11 protein-coding genes, 1 tRNA gene, 3 rRNA genes and 1 riboswitch are annotated in these 18,269 nt (G+C 37.3%); of the genes, 1 reads left to right on the top strand and 14 read right to left on the bottom strand.

The features are described 5' to 3' along the window. Positions 1-10: 10 nt before the first annotated feature. The 10 genes from kamB to AC0N0V_RS06445 form a co-directional block, all read right to left on the bottom strand. A complete protein-coding gene (gene kamB / locus AC0N0V_RS06490; protein WP_474462831.1) occupies positions 11-1,042 on the bottom strand; it encodes a lysine 5,6-aminomutase reactivase subunit KamB in 1,032 nt (343 codons plus the stop codon). Beyond that, entirely contained in the window at positions 1,035-2,294 is a 1,260-nt protein-coding gene (gene kamA / locus AC0N0V_RS06485) for a lysine 2,3-aminomutase (RefSeq protein WP_474462830.1), read from the bottom strand. Before kamA ends, kamB begins: the two co-directional genes overlap by 8 nt. Before the next feature lie 263 nt (positions 2,295-2,557). After that, positions 2,558-3,592, bottom strand: a complete 1,035-nt coding sequence (gene kdd, locus AC0N0V_RS06480) for an L-erythro-3,5-diaminohexanoate dehydrogenase (RefSeq protein ID WP_474462829.1) — start codon at positions 3,590-3,592, stop codon at positions 2,558-2,560. A 157-nt stretch (positions 3,593-3,749) separates the two neighbouring features. Next, on the bottom strand, positions 3,750-4,571 hold the full coding sequence (kce, locus tag AC0N0V_RS06475; RefSeq protein WP_474462827.1) for a 3-keto-5-aminohexanoate cleavage enzyme: 822 nt from the start codon (positions 4,569-4,571) through the stop codon (positions 3,750-3,752). Positions 4,572-4,725: 154 nt separating this feature from the next. Then, positions 4,726-4,909: riboswitch (Lysine riboswitch) on the bottom strand. A gap of 138 nt (positions 4,910-5,047) precedes the next feature. Continuing rightward, positions 5,048-5,431, bottom strand: coding sequence for a 3-aminobutyryl-CoA ammonia lyase (kal, locus tag AC0N0V_RS06470; protein ID WP_474462826.1), 384 nt, complete (start codon positions 5,429-5,431; stop codon positions 5,048-5,050). 485 nt (positions 5,432-5,916) lie between these two features. Further along, positions 5,917-6,033, bottom strand: a 5S ribosomal RNA gene (gene rrf, locus AC0N0V_RS06465). Positions 6,034-6,212: 179 nt separating this feature from the next. Further along, positions 6,213-9,115, bottom strand: a 23S ribosomal RNA gene (locus tag AC0N0V_RS06460). A 284-nt stretch (positions 9,116-9,399) separates the two neighbouring features. Further along, positions 9,400-9,475, bottom strand: a tRNA-Ala gene (locus tag AC0N0V_RS06455). A gap of 164 nt (positions 9,476-9,639) precedes the next feature. After that, positions 9,640-11,146, bottom strand: a 16S ribosomal RNA gene (locus AC0N0V_RS06450). Together the 16S, 23S and 5S rRNA genes with 1 tRNA gene alongside form the textbook arrangement of a ribosomal RNA operon. A 643-nt stretch (positions 11,147-11,789) precedes the next feature. Then, positions 11,790-13,145, bottom strand: coding sequence for an MATE family efflux transporter (locus tag AC0N0V_RS06445; RefSeq protein WP_474462825.1), 1,356 nt, complete (start codon positions 13,143-13,145; stop codon positions 11,790-11,792). 133 nt (positions 13,146-13,278) lie between these two features. On the opposite strand from AC0N0V_RS06445, the gene map reads away from it, so the two are divergent. After that, positions 13,279-14,025 (top strand): type I methionyl aminopeptidase, encoded by a 747-nt coding sequence (gene map / locus AC0N0V_RS06440; RefSeq protein WP_474462824.1) that lies wholly within the window; start codon positions 13,279-13,281, stop codon positions 14,023-14,025. 208 nt (positions 14,026-14,233) lie between these two features. Here the strand turns inward: map and AC0N0V_RS06435 are convergent, their stop codons facing one another. The 4 genes from AC0N0V_RS06435 to AC0N0V_RS06420 form a co-directional block, all read right to left on the bottom strand. Beyond that, complete coding sequence (locus tag AC0N0V_RS06435; protein WP_474462822.1) at positions 14,234-15,355, bottom strand: GGDEF domain-containing protein; 1,122 nt, start codon at positions 15,353-15,355, stop codon at positions 14,234-14,236. A 368-nt stretch (positions 15,356-15,723) separates the two neighbouring features. Continuing rightward, complete coding sequence (locus AC0N0V_RS06430) at positions 15,724-15,891, bottom strand: hypothetical protein (protein ID WP_474462820.1); 168 nt, start codon at positions 15,889-15,891, stop codon at positions 15,724-15,726. A gap of 21 nt (positions 15,892-15,912) precedes the next feature. Beyond that, positions 15,913-17,178: a Ger(x)C family spore germination protein gene (locus tag AC0N0V_RS06425; protein ID WP_474462818.1), complete on the bottom strand. Its 1,266-nt coding sequence runs from the start codon at positions 17,176-17,178 to the stop codon at positions 15,913-15,915. Continuing rightward, positions 17,168-18,268, bottom strand: a complete 1,101-nt coding sequence (locus AC0N0V_RS06420; RefSeq protein ID WP_474462816.1) for a GerAB/ArcD/ProY family transporter — start codon at positions 18,266-18,268, stop codon at positions 17,168-17,170. The genes AC0N0V_RS06425 and AC0N0V_RS06420 overlap by 11 nt, the downstream gene beginning before the upstream one ends. Position 18,269 lies beyond the last annotated feature (1 nt).

The following is an 18,269-nucleotide window of genomic DNA, read 5'->3' as shown; positions in this document are numbered from 1 at the left end:
AAATCGAATGCTAATCCCCTCCCACTACATCAAATACTGGTAAATCTATATTTTGTCTAAGCATCTCAATGAATTTTACTTTATCAAATTCATAGCCAAAAGGTGATTTAGGATTCGCACTTACACAGGTAATGTTAATTGGATGAGTGACCTTAATCCGTCCCCCTTGCTTTTCGAATTTATACAGTGTATCCTGTTTTAGAAATACTTTAGTGCCATCCTCAGCTAAAAATGTTACACCTTTATATTTATCTGTAGATTTCATAATATCTGAAATCAATTTATCAGAAACAATTCCTTTTATAGTTACGTACTTTGGTCTTTGATTTAAGTATTCAATAATCTCCTTTTCAGCCTCTAATGATGTAGGAAGCTTTAAGCCTTTCACATTATTATAATCAAATATGATGCCAACTCTGAATTCCTTTAGTAGATCTTCACTTAACCTACATACTTCACCATCCTCTTCTTTTGGCAATGAAAGAACCTTTACAGTATGTGCAGTTTTTTCTACTACTTTGTCCATATTGGCAGATAAAGCTGCTCCTGTGGAAAGTATGGCAGCTTCTGTTATTAAAGGAGCTGCGGTGGTTTTTCTGCTTAAGGCACCATCTACAATGACGAGGTTACTTCCCGCTTCCCTTAAATACTTACATATATTAACCATATGTGCATTGATAGAAGGTCCTCCAAGTTCTACATGTCCATCGCTAAGAGCTCTAACAATAACTACTTCTCCTATTGCAGTATTTATACCAGTAGTTTTAATGATTTCTCTGGTTATATCACACTCAAGCAAACACTTTTTAGCTGTTGCAATTATAGTGCCTTTTTCAACATAAATCCGAGGTTTCTCCGTGCCCATTACAACATCTTCCTCTTCCCCATCTCTGCCTATAGAAGTTAGGCCAAGGGGAAGTTTTCCCCTTGACTCCTGCAAAATGTAGTTAAGTAGTGTGGTTTTTCCAACATTTTTGTCCATTCCTATAATTGATAAGGTACTATATCCTTTAACCATCTGAAGAATATATTTTTTATTCATGACTATGATGATTTCTCTTCTTTCTCTCTAACCCTTCTGGTTCCAAGCTCATTTGCTGTCCATTTAATAGTCCTGCAACGCCCACCTTCTTAACTTCTTTTTCTCCTCTACAAACTTCGCATTTACAGCCTGGAGTGTAGTTTGTTGGCTCTTCATAAGTTGTGATTACTCCCTCAAAATTCCTCAAAATTACCTTGCTGTGGTTTTGAGAAATTACATAATTCGGCATAACTGGAGTTTTTCCACCTCCACCTGGTGCATCAACCACAAAGGTAGGAACACAGAATCCAGAAGTATGTCCTCTTAATCCTTCAATAATTTCTATTCCCTTAGATACTGTTGTTCTGAAATGCTCAAGGCCCATTGAAAGATCGCATTGATAGATATAGTATGGTCTAACTCTTATTTTTACTAATTCATTGACTAATTTTTTCATTACATGTACGCAGTCATTTACACCCCGCAGGAGAACAGATTGATTTCCGAGTGGGATGCCTGCATTAGCTAACATTTCACAAGCCTTCTTTGATTCCTCTGTAATTTCATTTGGATGATTAAAATGTGTATTTAGCCATATTGGATGATATTTTGAAAGCATTTGAACTAATTCAGGTGTGATTCTTTGAGGTAAAACTACTGGGATTCTTGAACCTATTCTTACTATTTCAACATGAGGTATGGCTCTTAGTTTAGATATGATATATTCCAGCTTATCATCTGAAAGCAGTAACGCGTCTCCACCGGAAAGAAGAACATCTCTTATTACTGGTGTTTTTGATATATAATCGATTGCTTTATCTACTTGTGCCATTGGAAGCGCTGAATCATTTTGTCCTGCAAATCTTCTTCTAGTACAATGTCTGCAATACATGGAGCATTGATCTGTAACTAAGAGTAGTGCTCTGTCTGGATATCGATGAGTTAACCCTGGTACTGGTGAATCCTCATCTTCATGAAGTGGATCTAATTGATCTGCCGCTGCTTTGTGAAGCTCTTGTCCAGTTGGTATTGCTTCTTTTCTAATAGGATCATTTATATCATCTACATCTATTAATGATAAATAATAAGGTGTAATTGCCATTCTTAAGGATTGAAGGCATTTTCTAGCTCCTTCCTCTTCTTCTTCAGTTAGGGGAATATATTTTTTAAGTTCATCTACTGTTTCGATTCTATTTCTTAACTGCCATTTCCAATCATTCCACTGTTCATCTGTAATGTCTTTAAACAGTTCATTTCTTATATAATTTTTCATTTAAATCCTCCCAATAATTAAGTGCTATTTTTAACTTGAATTCAACAAGTAATGATTGCAGTCATTGATATGAATATATCCTATTAGTATGGTTTTTTATAAATAGGATAAATGTTATCAAGTACTTACTTGCCAAATTAATGGTTATGGTGACAGGCACATGAGTTATGAGTTTTGTAATTACTTCGCTAATCTCACATGCAGTCTGCCATACAATCACCAATAAAAATGTTCAGAAATGTCTTAGAATAAGTAGTTTCTAATTAAACATACATTTTTTCAAATATTTCTCTTAAAGTTTGACTTTCTCTTAATTCTGCTAGTGTTATTTCGGCGTGATCTTTTGTATATCCATTACCTATTATCATATTTACATCTTTTCCAATACCTTCTGCACCAAGAGCTGCTTTAGTAAAGCTTGTTGCCATAGAGAAGAAGTAAACAATTCCACCATCTTTTACTGGAAGTATGCAAGCCATTTCGCTGTTAGGTATATTTACACAGTTGATTGAAATGTCTACCTCGTTTCCTCCGTTTACCTCTAGTGTTTTATTTAATACATCTACAGGCTTTTGAGCATCACTTACTATAGCCTCATGGCATAGACCTAATTCTAAAAGCTTTTTAGCTTGTTCTTGTTTTCTAACCATTCCTATAACTTTTCCAGTTGGTCCTACTCTCTTCATAGCCTCATAGCAGCAAAGTAATCCTGATTTCCCGCTAGCACCTAAAATTAATACACTTTGTCCAGGTTTTACAAGCTTAGCAGTTTGTGCTGGAGCTCCTGCAACATCTAATGCAGCTAATGCAAGTGTTTCAGGCATGTCACTTGGAAGTTTAGCATATATTGCACTTTCAAATAATATTGCCTTTGCCTTAACCTCAACCCTATCTATTTCAGGTTTTACACCTATAATTTCTTCAATCTTTAATGGTGTCAATGAAAGAGATACCAATGAAGCAATTTTATCTCCTACTTTTAAATCTCTATCCTTTAGGTCTTCTCCTACCTGAGCTACAGTTCCTATAAGCATTCCACCTGATCCTGTCACAGGATTTTGCATTTTTCCTCTTTCATTTACTATTTCTATTATTCTAGCTTTGATTTTTTCTATGTCACCTTTTGCTTCCTCTTCAATTTGTGTAAAGCTCGCTGAGTCAATATTTAATGCTTGTACATCTATTAATAACTCATTACTGTAAACATCCATATTGTTATCTATCTTATAGGCAGCTTGTGTTAAAACTCCTTGTGGCTCTAATACCCTATGTGTTCCAAATTTACATCCTTTTTTCATAATTAAATTCCCCCTAAATATCTATTATTTTTATTTTTTCATCTATAACTAATCAGTTTAAGTAAATGACCTAACTTCTTCAATTTATTCGTTTTCTATTATGCCAAAAATACACCTTTACATGAATACGTTTTTATAGCATAGCAAATAGAGGCATTTATTTGCTAATACCCATAATTCTTCTAGCCTCGTCTGGGCTCGCAATATCTCTTCCAAACTCTTTAGCTATTCTAACTACTTTTTCTACTAATTCACCATTCGATTTAGCCAGTACTCCTTTAGAAATGTAAATGTTATCCTCAAATCCTACTCTAACATGTCCACCCATTATTATTGATAAAGCAGCCATTTCAAACTCACTTTTTCCGATTCCTGCTACAGTAAAAGTACTTCCTTGTGGAATACTTCCTGCCATAAACACCAAGTCTCTAGCTGTTGCAGAAATTCCACCATTTACACCTAATACAAAATTAAAATGCATCGGTGCTTTAATGAATTCTTTTTTATAAAGCCTAAGTGCCATATCAATCATCCCTTTGTCAAACACTTCTATTTCAGGCTTTACTCCTAGATCGATCATCTTCTTTCCAAATACCCTAATAGAATTTTCTGTGTTTACAAAAACGTCATCTCCTCCAAAATTACAAGTTCCGCAATCCAATGTTGCCATTTCTGGTCTTAAATCTACAGGCTGTAATCTTTCTTCATCACTCATTCCAACAGCACCTCCTGTAGAAGGTTGTACAATTACATCTGGACATCTTCTTTTGATTTCATCAATGCATTTTCTAAATCTTTCTCTATCTTGCGTAGGAGTACCATCATCCCATCTCACATGAAGATGAATTATGCTTGCTCCTGCCTTATAAGCAGCTTCAGCCTCTCTTCCTATCTCCTCCACTGTGTAAGGTACATTAGGATTATGATTCTTTGTAACTTCAGCACCACAAATAGCTGCTGTGATGATTAATTTTTCCATGACAATCCCCCCTGTTGCATGTAGCGACTTACTAAAAATATGCTTTAATCATAAATTAAAACATTTAATAAAAATAAAAAGCATTGAAAATCTTCAATGCTTCTAAAAACATAATTTTAGTTTGCCATTCATGCAATGAAAATTTCCTTTTCATTACATAAATAGCGCTCCATGAATACCATTCATGGCAAGGAGTAAGCTATTGTGCCATTCTCCCCAAGAACATACCAAACACCTAATATATTCTTTCGGCAAATGAATCCTTCATCTATAGTGTTGGAGGGTTATTCTCCTTATCACCTATAAACTACCCTTTCACCTGCGCCTCTATTTATGTATTAATTCTATTTAATTTTCAATTTAAATCAATGTATTAAGCATTATTATGCTAACTTTTAGTTTATATTTTCCTTATGTTAATTTATATTGTAATTAAAATTTAATTATTACTATTTTGTAAACTTTATTTTAACTAGTTATTTTTTTCTTTGCTTATCTTTAGGTACTACACAAGTACCAGAGGCTCTACATACGACTATTGGTTTCTCTAAAGAGTCAGCTGCAGAATCATTTACATCTGTTCTTGGCACTACTACCTTTCTTGCTTCAAAAATCATTTTTCTTGAGCTGTTTCCTATTTCAGTGATTTCCCCTTCAACTTCTATATAGTCACCTGCATATACTGGAGCCAAAAACTCAACATTATCGTATGCCCTAAATAGGCCTTCATCTCCGTCATTTTTAATTAAAAGTTCTGTTGCTACATCTCCAAATAGTTGCATCATTCTTGCTCCATCAACAAGATTTCCTCCATAATGAGCATCATGTGCACTCATTCTTAGTCTAATTTGCGTTTTCATCTTGCATCCCCCTTTATAGTTTTTTTAATTCCTTTTTATAGGTAGATGATATCGAAGCTTTTTCTTTGATATCATTTATCTATATTTAATATTTATGAACACTCCGAATTAAATATAACTATAGTTTTGAATTTTTTTTATTCAAACACAGGTTAACACTGTAGTATTTCATTCAGATAAAGCAATAAATTTTTGTTTATATAGAACTATCTCAAAGCGCTATACCTTATTCCATTTACTCCAACATATTTTTATCCGATGACTACCCGCTCTAATACTCCCATCACACTATATTAATAAACATCAGATGGAGTTGGAACTCCATCTGATGCCAATAATTCTGTTTATAAATGCTAATCATTAGATATACTTGGCTTCTGTAGGCTCTTACTTACTTTAAATATTATTTTTATAAGTTTGTATAGTTGATTCACTACAAATAAAAAAGACACTAAGTATTTAAACTTAGCGTCTTTTTATCATTAACCTAGCAGCGACCTACTCTTCCACACAGTCTCCCGTGCAGTACCATCGGCACTGTGAAGCTTAACCATCGTGTTCGGAATGGGAACGGGTGTAACCTTCACGTCATAACCACTAGATTCGCAAAAATTGCTATAAGCTTCGCATTTCTGCGTCAAATCCTTCGCTGTGGTGCTCATTTACTGAAGTAAACTCTGCTCCTCGCTCAAGCTTTTCCTTGAACTGCTCGCTTCTATCAATTTTTATTGTTACTTTTTGTTTGAAAGAATTGTTCTCTCAAAATTGCACAGTGATGTTTTAGGTCAAGCCCTCGACCTATTAGTATCAGTCAGCTGAACATGTTACCATGCTTACACCTCTGACCTATCAACCTTGTGTTCTTCAAGGGGTCTTACTAGCTTACGCTATGGGAAATCTCATCTTGAGGTGGGCTTCACGCTTAGATGCTTTCAGCGTTTATCCCGTCCCGACATAGCTACCCAGCTGTGCTCCTGGCGGAACAACTGGTGCACCAGAGGTCAGTCCATCCCGGTCCTCTCGTACTAAGGACAGCTCCTCTCAAATTTCCTACGCCCGCGACGGATAGGGACCGAACTGTCTCACGACGTTCTGAACCCAGCTCGCGTGCCGCTTTAATGGGCGAACAGCCCAACCCTTGGGACCTACTTCAGCCCCAGGATGCGACGAGCCGACATCGAGGTGCCAAACCTCCCCGTCGATGTGGACTCTTGGGGGAGATCAGCCTGTTATCCCCGAGGTAGCTTTTATCCGTTGAGCGATGGCCCTCCCACGAGGTACCACCGGATCACTAAGCCCGACTTTCGTCCCTGCTCCACTTGTTTGTGTCGCAGTCAGGCTCCCTTCTGCCTTTGCACTCTACGAACGATTTCCAACCGTTCTGAGGGAACCTTTGGGCGCCTCCGTTACTTTTTAGGAGGCGACCGCCCCAGTCAAACTGCCCACCTAACAATGTCCCGTGACCAGATTCATGGCCGCCGGTTAGAATCCCAGTACTATCAGGGTGGTATCCCAAGGACGACTCCACAAAGGCTGACGCCTCTGCTTCGCAGTCTCCCACCTATCCTGTACAGACAATACCGAGACTCAATGCTAAGCTACAGTAAAGCTCTACGGGGTCTTTCCGTCCAATCGCGGGTAGCGAGCATCTTCACTCGCAATACAATTTCGCCGGATTTGTTGTCGAGACAGTGCCCAAGTCATTACGCCATTCGTGCGGGTCGGAACTTACCCGACAAGGAATTTCGCTACCTTAGGACCGTTATAGTTACGGCCGCCGTTTACTGGGGCTTAAGTTCACACCTTCGCTTACGCTAAGTGTTCCCCTTAACCTTCCAGCACCGGGCAGGCGTCAGCCCCTATACATCAGCTTTCGCTTTAGCAGAGACCTGTGTTTTTGCTAAACAGTTGCTTGGGCCTATTCTCTGCGACCACCTTGCGGTGGCACCCCTTCTCCCGAAGTTACGGGGTCAATTTGCCGAGTTCCTTGACAACAATTCTTCCGCTGGTCTTAGGATTCTCTCCTCACCTACCTGTGTCGGTTTGCGGTACGGGCACCAATTTACTCCATAGAGACTTTTCTTGGCAGCGTGGAATCAGATACTTCGCCCATAAGGGCTCCCCATCACACCTCAACATTGACTAAACGGATTTGCCTATCTAGTCTGTCTAAGTGCTTAGACGCACATCCAATAGTGCGCACATCTTATCCTCCTGCGTCATCCCATTTGTAATAACGCAAATTGGTGGTATCGGAATATCAACCGATTGTCCATCACCTACGCCTTTCGGCCTCGGCTTAGGTCCCGACTAACCCTGAGCGGACGAGCCTTCCTCAGGAAACCTTAGGTTTTCGACCAATAAGATTCTCACTTATTTCTCGCTACTTATGCCAGCATACTCACTCCTGTACAGTCCACCGCTCCTTACGGTACGACTTCAACCCATACAGGAAGCTCCTCTACCACTGATACTTACGTATCAATCCATAGCTTCGGTGGTAAGTTTTAGCCCCGAACATCTTCGGCGCAGGATCTCTCGACTAGTGAGCTATTACGCACTCTTTAAATGAGTGGCTGCTTCTAAGCCAACATCCTAGTTGTCTTAGAAATCCCACATCCTTTTCCACTTAACTTACACTTTGGGACCTTAGCTGATGGTCTGGGCTGTTTCCCTTTTGACCACGGATCTTATCATTCGTAGTCTGACTGCTTTGATTCAAGTATATGGCATTCGGAGTTTGATAGGGTTCAGTAACTGTTGTCAGCCCCTAGCCCATTCAGTGCTCTACCTCCACTACTCATTCAAAACGCTAGCCCTAAAGCTATTTCGAGGAGAACCAGCTATCTCCGAGTTCGATTGGAATTTCTCCGCTATCCACAGCTCATCCCATGGTTTTTCAACACCAATGTGGTTCGGTCCTCCACGGAATTTTACTTCCGCTTCAACCTGTCCATGGATAGGTCACCCGGTTTCGGGTCTACGACATGCAACTTTTTGCCCTATTCAGACTCGGTTTCCCTTCGGCTACGTATCTTAAATACTTAACCTTGCTACACATCGTAACTCGCTGGCTCGTTCTACAAAAAGCACGTCGTCGCAGGTAAAACTGCTTCGACTGATTGTGGACACACGGTTTCAGGTTCTATTTCACTCCCCTTCCGGGGTTCTTTTCACCTTTCCCTCACGGTACTGCTTCACTATCGGTCACCAGTTAGTATTTAGCCTTGGGAGGTGGTCCTCCCTGCTTCCCACAAGGTTTCACGTGTCTCGTGGTACTCTGGATCAGATCTAGAAGTTTTCATTTTCATCTACAGGGCTGTTACCTTCTATGGCGGAGCCTTCCAGCTCTCTTCAATTAATTCCTACTTCCTTTTATGATCTGTCCGCAACCCCAGGAACAAGTTCCTGGTTTGGGCTCTTTCCCTTTCGCTCGCCGCTACTTAGGAAATCGATTTTTCTTTCTCTTCCTCCGGGTACTTAGATGTTTCAGTTCCCCGGGTCTACCTCTATAAACCTATGAATTCAGTTTACAGTACATAGCGTTAGCTATGTGGGTTGCCCCATTCGGAAATCTCCGGATCGCAGGCTATTTGCGCCTACCCGAAGCTTATCGCAGCTTATCGCGTCCTTCATCGGCTACTGGTGCCAAGGCATTCACCATGCGCCCTTTGTAGCTTGACCTAGTTGACCGAAAATTGCTATAAGCTTCGCATTTCTGCGTCAGGCCTCTCTTTCAGATGCTCATTTACCATAAGTAAACTCCGCTCTTCACTCGAGTCCTTCCTTGAACTGCTTGCTTCTATCAATTTTCTAGTTTTAGTTTATAAATCTACAAAGGTGTTATTGATACTTTAGTACAGATATAAATATCCATATTTAAGTAATCATACCTTTAGCTTTACTTAATTTATGTTAAATAACTTTCATTATTTAACGCTTATCACTGTGCAATTTTCAAAGAACAATGGTGGAGATAAAGGGATTCGAACCCTTGACCCCCTGCGTGCAAGGCAGGTGCTCTCCCAGCTGAGCTATACCCCCATATTTAAATTAACGGTTGATAATTCATATGAATAACTATCCATATCTAATTAACAACACTTAATTTTCGAAAGATCTATTTTATAATCTCTCAAAATTAAACAGAGTATAAACCAAAATTCCAATGTAACTAAAAACCTAAGCTTCTAGTTATTATTCCTTAGAAAGGAGGTGATCCAGCCGCAGGTTCTCCTACGGCTACCTTGTTACGACTTCACCCCAATCACTGACCCCACCTTCGGCCGCTGGCTCCTTACGGTTACCTCACGGACTTCGGGTGTTGCCAGCTCTCATGGTGTGACGGGCGGTGTGTACAAGGCCCGGGAACGTATTCACCGCGACATTCTGATTCGCGATTACTAGCAACTCCAGCTTCATGTAGGCGAGTTTCAGCCTACAATCCGAACTGGGATGAGTTTTTTAGTTTGGCTCCCCCTCGCGGGTTTGCATCTAATTGTACTCACCATTGTAGCACGTGTGTAGCCCTGGACATAAGGGGCATGATGATTTGACGTCATCCCCACCTTCCTCCCGGTTAACCCGGGCAGTCTCACTAGAGTGCTCAACTTAATGGTAGCAACTAATGATAAGGGTTGCGCTCGTTGCAGGACTTAACCTAACATCTCACGACACGAGCTGACGACAACCATGCACCACCTGTCTCCCTGCCCCGAAGGGCTTCCTCCATTACGAGTAATTCAGGGGATGTCAAGTCCAGGTAAGGTTCTTCGCGTTGCTTCGAATTAAACCACATGCTCCGCTGCTTGTGCGGGCCCCCGTCAATTCCTTTGAGTTTTAATCTTGCGATCGTACTTCCCAGGCGGAGTACTTATTGTGTTAACTGCGGCACAGAAGGTTGGACCCTCCTACACCTAGTACTCATCGTTTACGGCGTGGACTACCAGGGTATCTAATCCTGTTTGCTACCCACGCTTTCATGCCTCAGCGTCAGTTATGGTCCAGAGAATCGCCTTCGCCACTGGTGTTCTTCCTAATCTCTACGCATTTCACCGCTACACTAGGAATTCCATTCTCCTCTCCCACACTCTAGATATCCAGTTTGAAATGCAGCTCCCAAGTTAAGCCCGGGAATTTCACATCTCACTTAAATATCCGCCTACGCATCCTTTACGCCCAGTAAATCCGGACAACGCTTGCCACCTACGTATTACCGCGGCTGCTGGCACGTAGTTAGCCGTGGCTTCCTCCTTGGGTACCGTCATTATCGTCCCCAAAGACAGAGCTTTACAACCCGAAGGCCTTCATCACTCACGCGGCGTTGCTGCATCAGGCTTTCGCCCATTGTGCAATATTCCCCACTGCTGCCTCCCGTAGGAGTCTGGACCGTATCTCAGTTCCAATGTGGCCGATCACCCTCTCAGGTCGGCTACGCATCGTCGCCTTGGTGAGCCTTTACCTCACCAACTAGCTAATGCGCCGCGGGTCCATCTCAAAGCGGATTACTCCTTTAATTAGTCCTTCATGCGAAAAACTAATATTATGCGGTATTAATCTCCCTTTCGGGAGGCTATCCCCCTCTTTGAGGTAGGTTACCCACGTGTTACTCACCCGTCCGCCGCTAATCCATCCCGAAGGATTTCATCGCTCGACTTGCATGTGTTAGGCACGCCGCCAGCGTTCGTCCTGAGCCAGGATCAAACTCTCAATTTAAAAGTTTGTGACTCATTACTGTTTGTTACTCTAAAAGTAACTCAAAGAATTGCTGGTTTATTTAAAAATAAGTTTTACTTATCTTCACTCTGTTTAATTTTCAAAGATCAATTTGTTTTATTTCAACACCTCAATATTCTATCAAGTTGTTTTTGTTTTGTCAAGAATTTTTCGAGTGTTTTTCTAATTCTCAACTGTCTTCACATACTATCATAAATATTTACTAAGTGTCAATAACATCTTTACGACTTTTGTTTATCACTTATCCAAGCGACGAATGTAATCTTATCATTTTTATAACCTATAAACATTAGTATTATATCTATTTATTTTAAATTATATTCATTTTTTTAACTTTTTCTCTAAAAAACTTCATAATACTCATAGTGATACACCAGATGCAGTTTATTGCTAAATAATAGTCTCATTCCAAAATTTCGCCCTACCTAATAGAAGAATTTTATAGATTAATACGTAAAATAGCAAAAATTAAAGTTTTAAAAAAGCATCTTCAATCTATTAACTCTTTAACTCTGTATATGCACTGAAATTTAAATAAGATGGGGCAATAAGCCCCACCTTATTCTTAATCTGATGAATCATCAAATTGTTCTTTAACTCCACTTTGAAAAAAGAGTAAAACCTAGCTGATTTTTGTTTCAGCATCACCTAAACGCTTTATCTCTCTGAGAAGAAATCCGCCAGTAAGTATTGAGGAAATAGCATCAGCAGTAGGTCCCGCAGCCCAAACTCCATTTAACTTGAAAAAACCAGGTAAAATAAGAAGTAGTGGTAATAATACTATAACCTGTCTTGATAAAGCTAGAAAAGTAGAAATCTTAGCTTTTCCTACGGCCTGAAAATAATTTGAACTTACAATTTGAAATCCTATAATAGGAAGCATGACTAAAAATATTCGAATTCCCTTTGAGCCAATATCTATTAATTGAGTATTACTGCTACTAAAAACACTTATGATTGCCCTTGGAAACAATTCTACTATAATAAACCCCAAAGTAGAAATGCCTGTTGCAGCAAACACAGCTAACTTTAAAGCGTTCTTTACCCTTTCAAAATTTTTAGCTCCATAATTATATCCAATAATAGGCTGAGAACCTTGATTTATGCCAAAGATAGGCATTAATATTAGCATCACTACACTATTTATAATTCCCATAGCTGCAATAGCTATATCTCCTCCATATACTTCCAAACTTTTATTTAAAGTTATATTTATTACACTAGCAGCTAGCTGCATCAAGAACGGAGCCATACCAATAGCAAATATCTGTTTTACAATATACGAATTCAACTTTAAATTAGAAGTCTTTAGTTTCAACGTACTTTTTTTACCCATGAAATATGAAAGCACCCATACTGAACAAACTGATTGTGAAATTATAGTTGCAAGAGCTGACCCTCTTATTCCCAAATGGAATACAAATATAAAAAGTGGATTGAAAATAGTATTTAATATAGCCCCAATTAACATAGTAATCATTGCCATTCTAGGATTTCCTTCAGATCGAATTATATTATTAAGTCCAAACCCTATATTTTGAAGTACAGCACCTAGCAAAATTATAGTAATAAACTGTTTTGCTAATGGTAGAACCTCTTCACTGGCCCCAAACAGTCTTAAAAGAGGCTCCTCAAAGGCAATCCCTAAAACAGTTACCGAAATAGATACTATAATTATTAGAGTAAATGCATTTCCTAAGATATGTTCAGCTTCTTCTTTGTTCTTTTGACCGAGTTTTATTGAAACTGTGGCCGCAGAACCTATTCCCACAAGCATGCCGAAAGCCATAATAATAATCGCAATAGGAAAAGCTATAGTTGTTGCTGAAATCCCTAGCATTCCAACTCCTCTTCCTACAAATATTCTATCTACTATATTATATAGTGCATTTACAACCATTCCCACTATTGCAGGAATGGAAAATTTCCATAATAGTCGTCCTACACTTTCTTCACCTAATTGCTTTGAACGATCCACCCAAAACACCTCCTATAGAATTATATTTCCATTTAATATCATACTATTATTATACCTTTACGACTAGTTATTATTTTATTGTTTTTAAAAATTAATCTTAATAAAAATCTTAAGAGAAAGGATTGATATATTAATGATAATAACCTCGGAAAATGATTTGGAGGCTTTAAAGAAAATAGGCAGAATTGTTGCATCAGCAAGAGAAGAAATGGTTAAAAACATCAAGCCAGGTATTACAACTGCTGAGCTCGACTCAATAGGCGAAAAGGTCCTGCTAGAATACGGAGCAAAGTCCGCTCCTAGACAGGAATATAACTTTCCAGGAAGCACTTGCATAAGCATAAATGATGTAGCTGCCCATGGAATCCCAGGTGACAGAGTAGTAAACGCTGGTGATATAGTAAATGTTGATATTTCTGCTGAATTAAACGGGTATTTTGCAGACACAGGTATTACTATAGCAGTTGAACCTGTATCTAACTTAGCAAAAAAGTTGTGTGAGTGTTCTGAATCAGCTTTTTATAAGGCCATGGAAAAAGCTAGGCCCGGTGTTAAGATAAATCAACTTGGAAGAGCCATACATAATGAGGCGAGAAACAATGGTTTTACGGTAATAAAAGACTTAACTGGTCATGGTATTGGAAAAAGGCTTCATGAGGAGCCAGAGTATATACCTAACTTTTTCGATAAATCGCAGGATTATCTATTGAAATATGGACTAGTGCTCGCTGTGGAACCCTTCATTTCTATTACATCCGAGTTTACTGTGGAAGATAATGATGGCTGGACTTTAAGAACTGAAGATGGGTGTTTAGTTGCTCAATATGAACATACAATAGTTATAACAGATGGAGCTCCTATTATACTTACTAAATTATAATTTTTTTTAATAACTAAAACACGGAATATAAGACTATGAACAAGTGTATTTGAGTGCTAAAATACAGGTTAATAAACAATATATAAAAAGCATAATAAGTATTCACTACCTATTATGCTTTTTATATATTGTTTATTTTTAATATTTATCCCATGATTAATAATTCTAATACTCAATTTGATACTAAAAACTCTGTTTATCCGATTATTTAAAAAGAATCTACAAATCGTATCATCTCACAATTTTTACCGACACAGTATACCTGATTGCGTCCAAGTTTTTTTGCCTCATAAAGAGCTTGGTCCGCTTTACTTATCAGCATATCAGCACAAGTAACCGTATCTGGATACGTTGCAACTCCTATTGAAACAGTACAACTTACCTCTACTCCCTCTGGAAGCAAAAACTTATGTTTTCTTATGGATTTTCTAATTTTCTCAGCAATTACTGAAGCTTTCATATAGTTGTAATTAGGTAGCAGGATAGAAAATTCTTCTCCACCTATTCGAGAAATAATATCATTCGAACTGCATATGCTAGACATAACCACTGCAAGCTGCTTGAGTATAGCATCTCCTGAAGGATGACCATAGGTGTCATTAATCTTCTTAAAGTGATCTACATCTATGATGATAAGAGAAAACTTTTCGATTTTCCCATTCTTCTTAACTTTACTAACCATGTCATCAAACAATAAATTAAACTGTCTAGTATTATTTAATCCTGTTAAGAAGTCCTTTGTAGATTGCTCTCTAAATCTCTTAAAAAGCCTATTGGATTCAATAATATATTGTGTAACAAAATAAATAATGAAGCCAGCACTTATAGATGCAATCCAAAATTGAAAAATTAACAAATGAAAATCAATTCGATTTTTTAATAATATCGTTAGATTTATTGTGACTGCTGCTATACTATATGTAAACATCATAAACCACTTTTTCTCTTCTTCTAAATCTAACTTAGATATTATCCCGCATCCAATGGCAATAACCATTAAAGTTATTGAGCTAATTATTGAAGATATATTTAATCCAAAATATAATATTCTAAACACATCTATTATAGATGCAGAAATCACAGCTGGAAGAGTGCCTGTATAAATAGCTACTAAAATAACTGCAATAAACCTCAAATCAACCGAAATAATACCACTACTATGAATTCCAAAGATCATCAGTAAAATCCCTAGAACCCCGCTAGCAACCCCTGAGACGCATCTTGTTTTTATTCCACACTCATAATTTAAAGAATGATCCTTTAAGTATATGAATGCTATAAATATAAAAGAAATTAAGATATTTATATTTACGAATAACTCTCTCAGCATTACTACACCATCCCTTTGAATATTTGTTATATTTATTTTTCGTAGTATTTTTAAATTAGTTTATACATATGTAAAAATTATTGTTAGTTTGTATATTTTTCGATATTATATATGTAATATAATTACAATAACAGACAAATTTATAAATTTATCAAAACATTTCAATATGTTACAGAAATACCAAAAAGAACTCAAGTATATATATCTTAAGTTCTTTTAAATCATTTTCTATTTGTTTCTTCATCTATTTTAGGAGTTAAAAAATAAATTTATTCAAGGTTCAATAAAAGCACCTCTAAATTTCACTATCTATAATATTTTAATACAAAACATTTCCTTGTTTCTGTAGTATATAAATTTGTCTTAAGTTATCTAGGTCCTAGTAAAAATACCCAAGTCGCTAATCCTACCAATATTAAAGCTATACTCACAATAATAACACTACTGAACCTCTTTCCTTGTTTCCATACTATTCTTCCAAACCTAAGTGTATTCCAAGTTACAACTAAATAAAGCACAAAAAATAATCGTCCCATATTTAAAACCATCCTATATCATTATTTTGATTCATTTTCCTTAGGTGGATCTAGCTGTTTTCCAAAACTTTTTATAATTGCTTTATAATGAACAGTCACCTGCGCTTTAGGGAATGCCTTTAACCAATTATATTTTTTATAAGCATCTTGGGTTAAAAACTTTTTTCTTGCCGCAAGCTCCCATAAAAAAGGATCTCCATTTAGCTCATTTTGAGCTTTTTTTATTAACTTCATTGATTCTTTTTCAAAATGACTTCCTATTGCCTGTTTTAATATGTCTTGCTTCCCTATATCTTCCGGATAACTTTCGAAGCTTGGAATAGCTAATACGTCTATAAGAATTGGCACAGTAATATCTATAGTAAGAGGGCCATCACTAACATCTATATTAATCTTGCTACCCTTTTGTTTCGTAACTCGTACTCCCATTAGATACTCGTTCTTTAAGGGGTCTGGGATGCTAAATAACATGCTATTCACTTCAGCTTTCGGTCTTAAAAGCGAAACTAATCTAGTTTCATCTCCTGTTAAACTACCAATCATCTTACCTTTACAAAAGACCGCTGATCCTATTATTTCAGTAGGGTTACCTCCTACCTTTGGAACCTGACCTGGAAGAAAATCTGCTTCATTTTTTCCTTCTCTGTCAGGAAAAGTTTTAGCAGTACCATAGGTAGTTAAAAAAAGACTTCCTGCTTCTTCAGTACGCTGCATAAACCTATTTAAGGTTGACTTCGGAGGAACAAGTCCAGTATCCTTCCATCTCCTTGCCATAAACTGAAAAAACTTTTCTGGTCTGTCTTCTAGAATAGGTTTATTATTGCTAATAAACTCTTCTGCCTTTTCTCTCGATATCATTATATTCATAGAACGTCTAATTTCCTTTTCACGCAAAGATGACTCTAGAATTCGAAAAAACTGATCTGTTTTGGCTAACTCCTCACCTATAACTAAAATCTTCGCATGTGAGAGAGATATTTTCCTTGTTACTGAAATGCTAACAATCTCCCTAGCAATAAGCATTCCAGGAGATTCTATTGTGATAATATCCGATGCTTTGCTACTGCCTCCGCCACCTCCTGATCCTTGATTTGATGCACCGCCTCCCCCACCTGCTTTAGGATTTATAATTTGAAAGGTAATCCTTAGCATTTTTCCAGTTCCTTTATCTACTCCAATAGCTGCAACATATCCTTGCTCTTCTATTTCAATTTTATCCCAACATCCTGTAAACAAAACTGTTATTAATATTAGAATCATAAAAAAGCTAATTTTTCTAAGTTTCATTTTTATAATCTCCTTTCAATTGTGAAATAATCAAAAGGATAAAAGGTAGGGAATAGATAGATATCAATGTTATTTTCAATAAAAATTTTTTTGCTACTTCAATAGCTTGAAAAAAATTCTCCGGAATCAATCCAATAACCATTGCTAATGCGGCACAGGTGAGAATTAAAGGTTCAAATTGCCTTAGCTTTAGTGTGTGTCCTAAAAAAATAGCATCCAAATAAAGGTACACGGAGAAACGTATAATTGAGGCTATAACCCAAAAGGCTAAAAAGAAGGCTTCAAGGTTACCAAGAAATCTCCCTACATAAATAAGCCTTGCAAGTGTCTGATAAGGATAATTTATAATTACTGCTGGTGGGTAATCGAAAGCCATTATGTATATTGCACAAAACCCAGAAATCAAAATTGTTACAAACCCTAAGCCTAAAATACTTGCAGTTTTATAGGCATTAGAACTCCTTACATGAGGAAATAATATAGCAAAAAAAATTATTTCACCAAAAATTGTACTGTTAGTTATTCCATTTTTTATAATGTCTTTAATACCCGGCCCCAAAATTGGAAAAAGGTAATCTATATTAAGCTCTTTCCAAACTAGCAGGATAAAGACTATTATTGATATCATAACGTAGAAAAAGCTTATCCATGCAAGTCTCCCGATTGCTTCTATTCCAAAGTTTGCTATTGTGAAACTACCTAAAATTAGTATTATATATAAAACCATTAGAGGCGTACTCTGAAAAAATACATTTGAAAGTATGTCTATATAGCTTCTAGTATTAATTGCAGTAAATAATATTAACTGGATAGTTAACATCATGCCAATAATAAATCCAATAAATTTCCCTGTTAACTGATATACAACTTCCATCAACCCTTTATCTTTGTATCTTTTCAGTAATTTTATAAGTGCTAGAAGGCAAATAAAAGGAATGATTGAGGCCACCAATACCATCATCCAGGCGGCATTTTTCCCATCCTTAAAGAGTAGTGTTGGTGTTGTGTCTGACGCCTGTATACCTATTGTAAAAACAATAATTGCCAATAATTCCCTCGTTCCTGTTTTGTTGTTAGCTTGCTTAAACACT

This window comes from Clostridium sp. CS1-1 (assembly GCF_056135525.1).
The sequence above is the reverse complement of the archived record's forward strand: the minus strand, read 5'-3'. Positions and strand labels throughout refer to the sequence as shown.

Coding starts and splice junctions, on each gene's coding strand:
- AC0N0V_RS06430 (WP_474462820.1), bottom strand. CDS start 15,891: ATGGGACGATTATTTTTTGTGCTTTATTTAGTTGTAACTTGGAATACA.
- kamA (WP_474462830.1), bottom strand. CDS start 2,294: ATGAAAAATTATATAAGAAATGAACTGTTTAAAGACATTACAGATGAA.
- kal (WP_474462826.1), bottom strand. CDS start 5,431: ATGAAAACGCAAATTAGACTAAGAATGAGTGCACATGATGCTCATTAT.
- map (WP_474462824.1), top strand. CDS start 13,279: ATGATAATAACCTCGGAAAATGATTTGGAGGCTTTAAAGAAAATAGGC.
- kdd (WP_474462829.1), bottom strand. CDS start 3,592: ATGAAAAAAGGATGTAAATTTGGAACACATAGGGTATTAGAGCCACAA.
- AC0N0V_RS06425 (WP_474462818.1), bottom strand. CDS start 17,178: ATGAAACTTAGAAAAATTAGCTTTTTTATGATTCTAATATTAATAACA.
- AC0N0V_RS06435 (WP_474462822.1), bottom strand. CDS start 15,355: ATGCTGAGAGAGTTATTCGTAAATATAAATATCTTAATTTCTTTTATA.
- kamB (WP_474462831.1), bottom strand. CDS start 1,042: ATGAATAAAAAATATATTCTTCAGATGGTTAAAGGATATAGTACCTTA.
- kce (WP_474462827.1), bottom strand. CDS start 4,571: ATGGAAAAATTAATCATCACAGCAGCTATTTGTGGTGCTGAAGTTACA.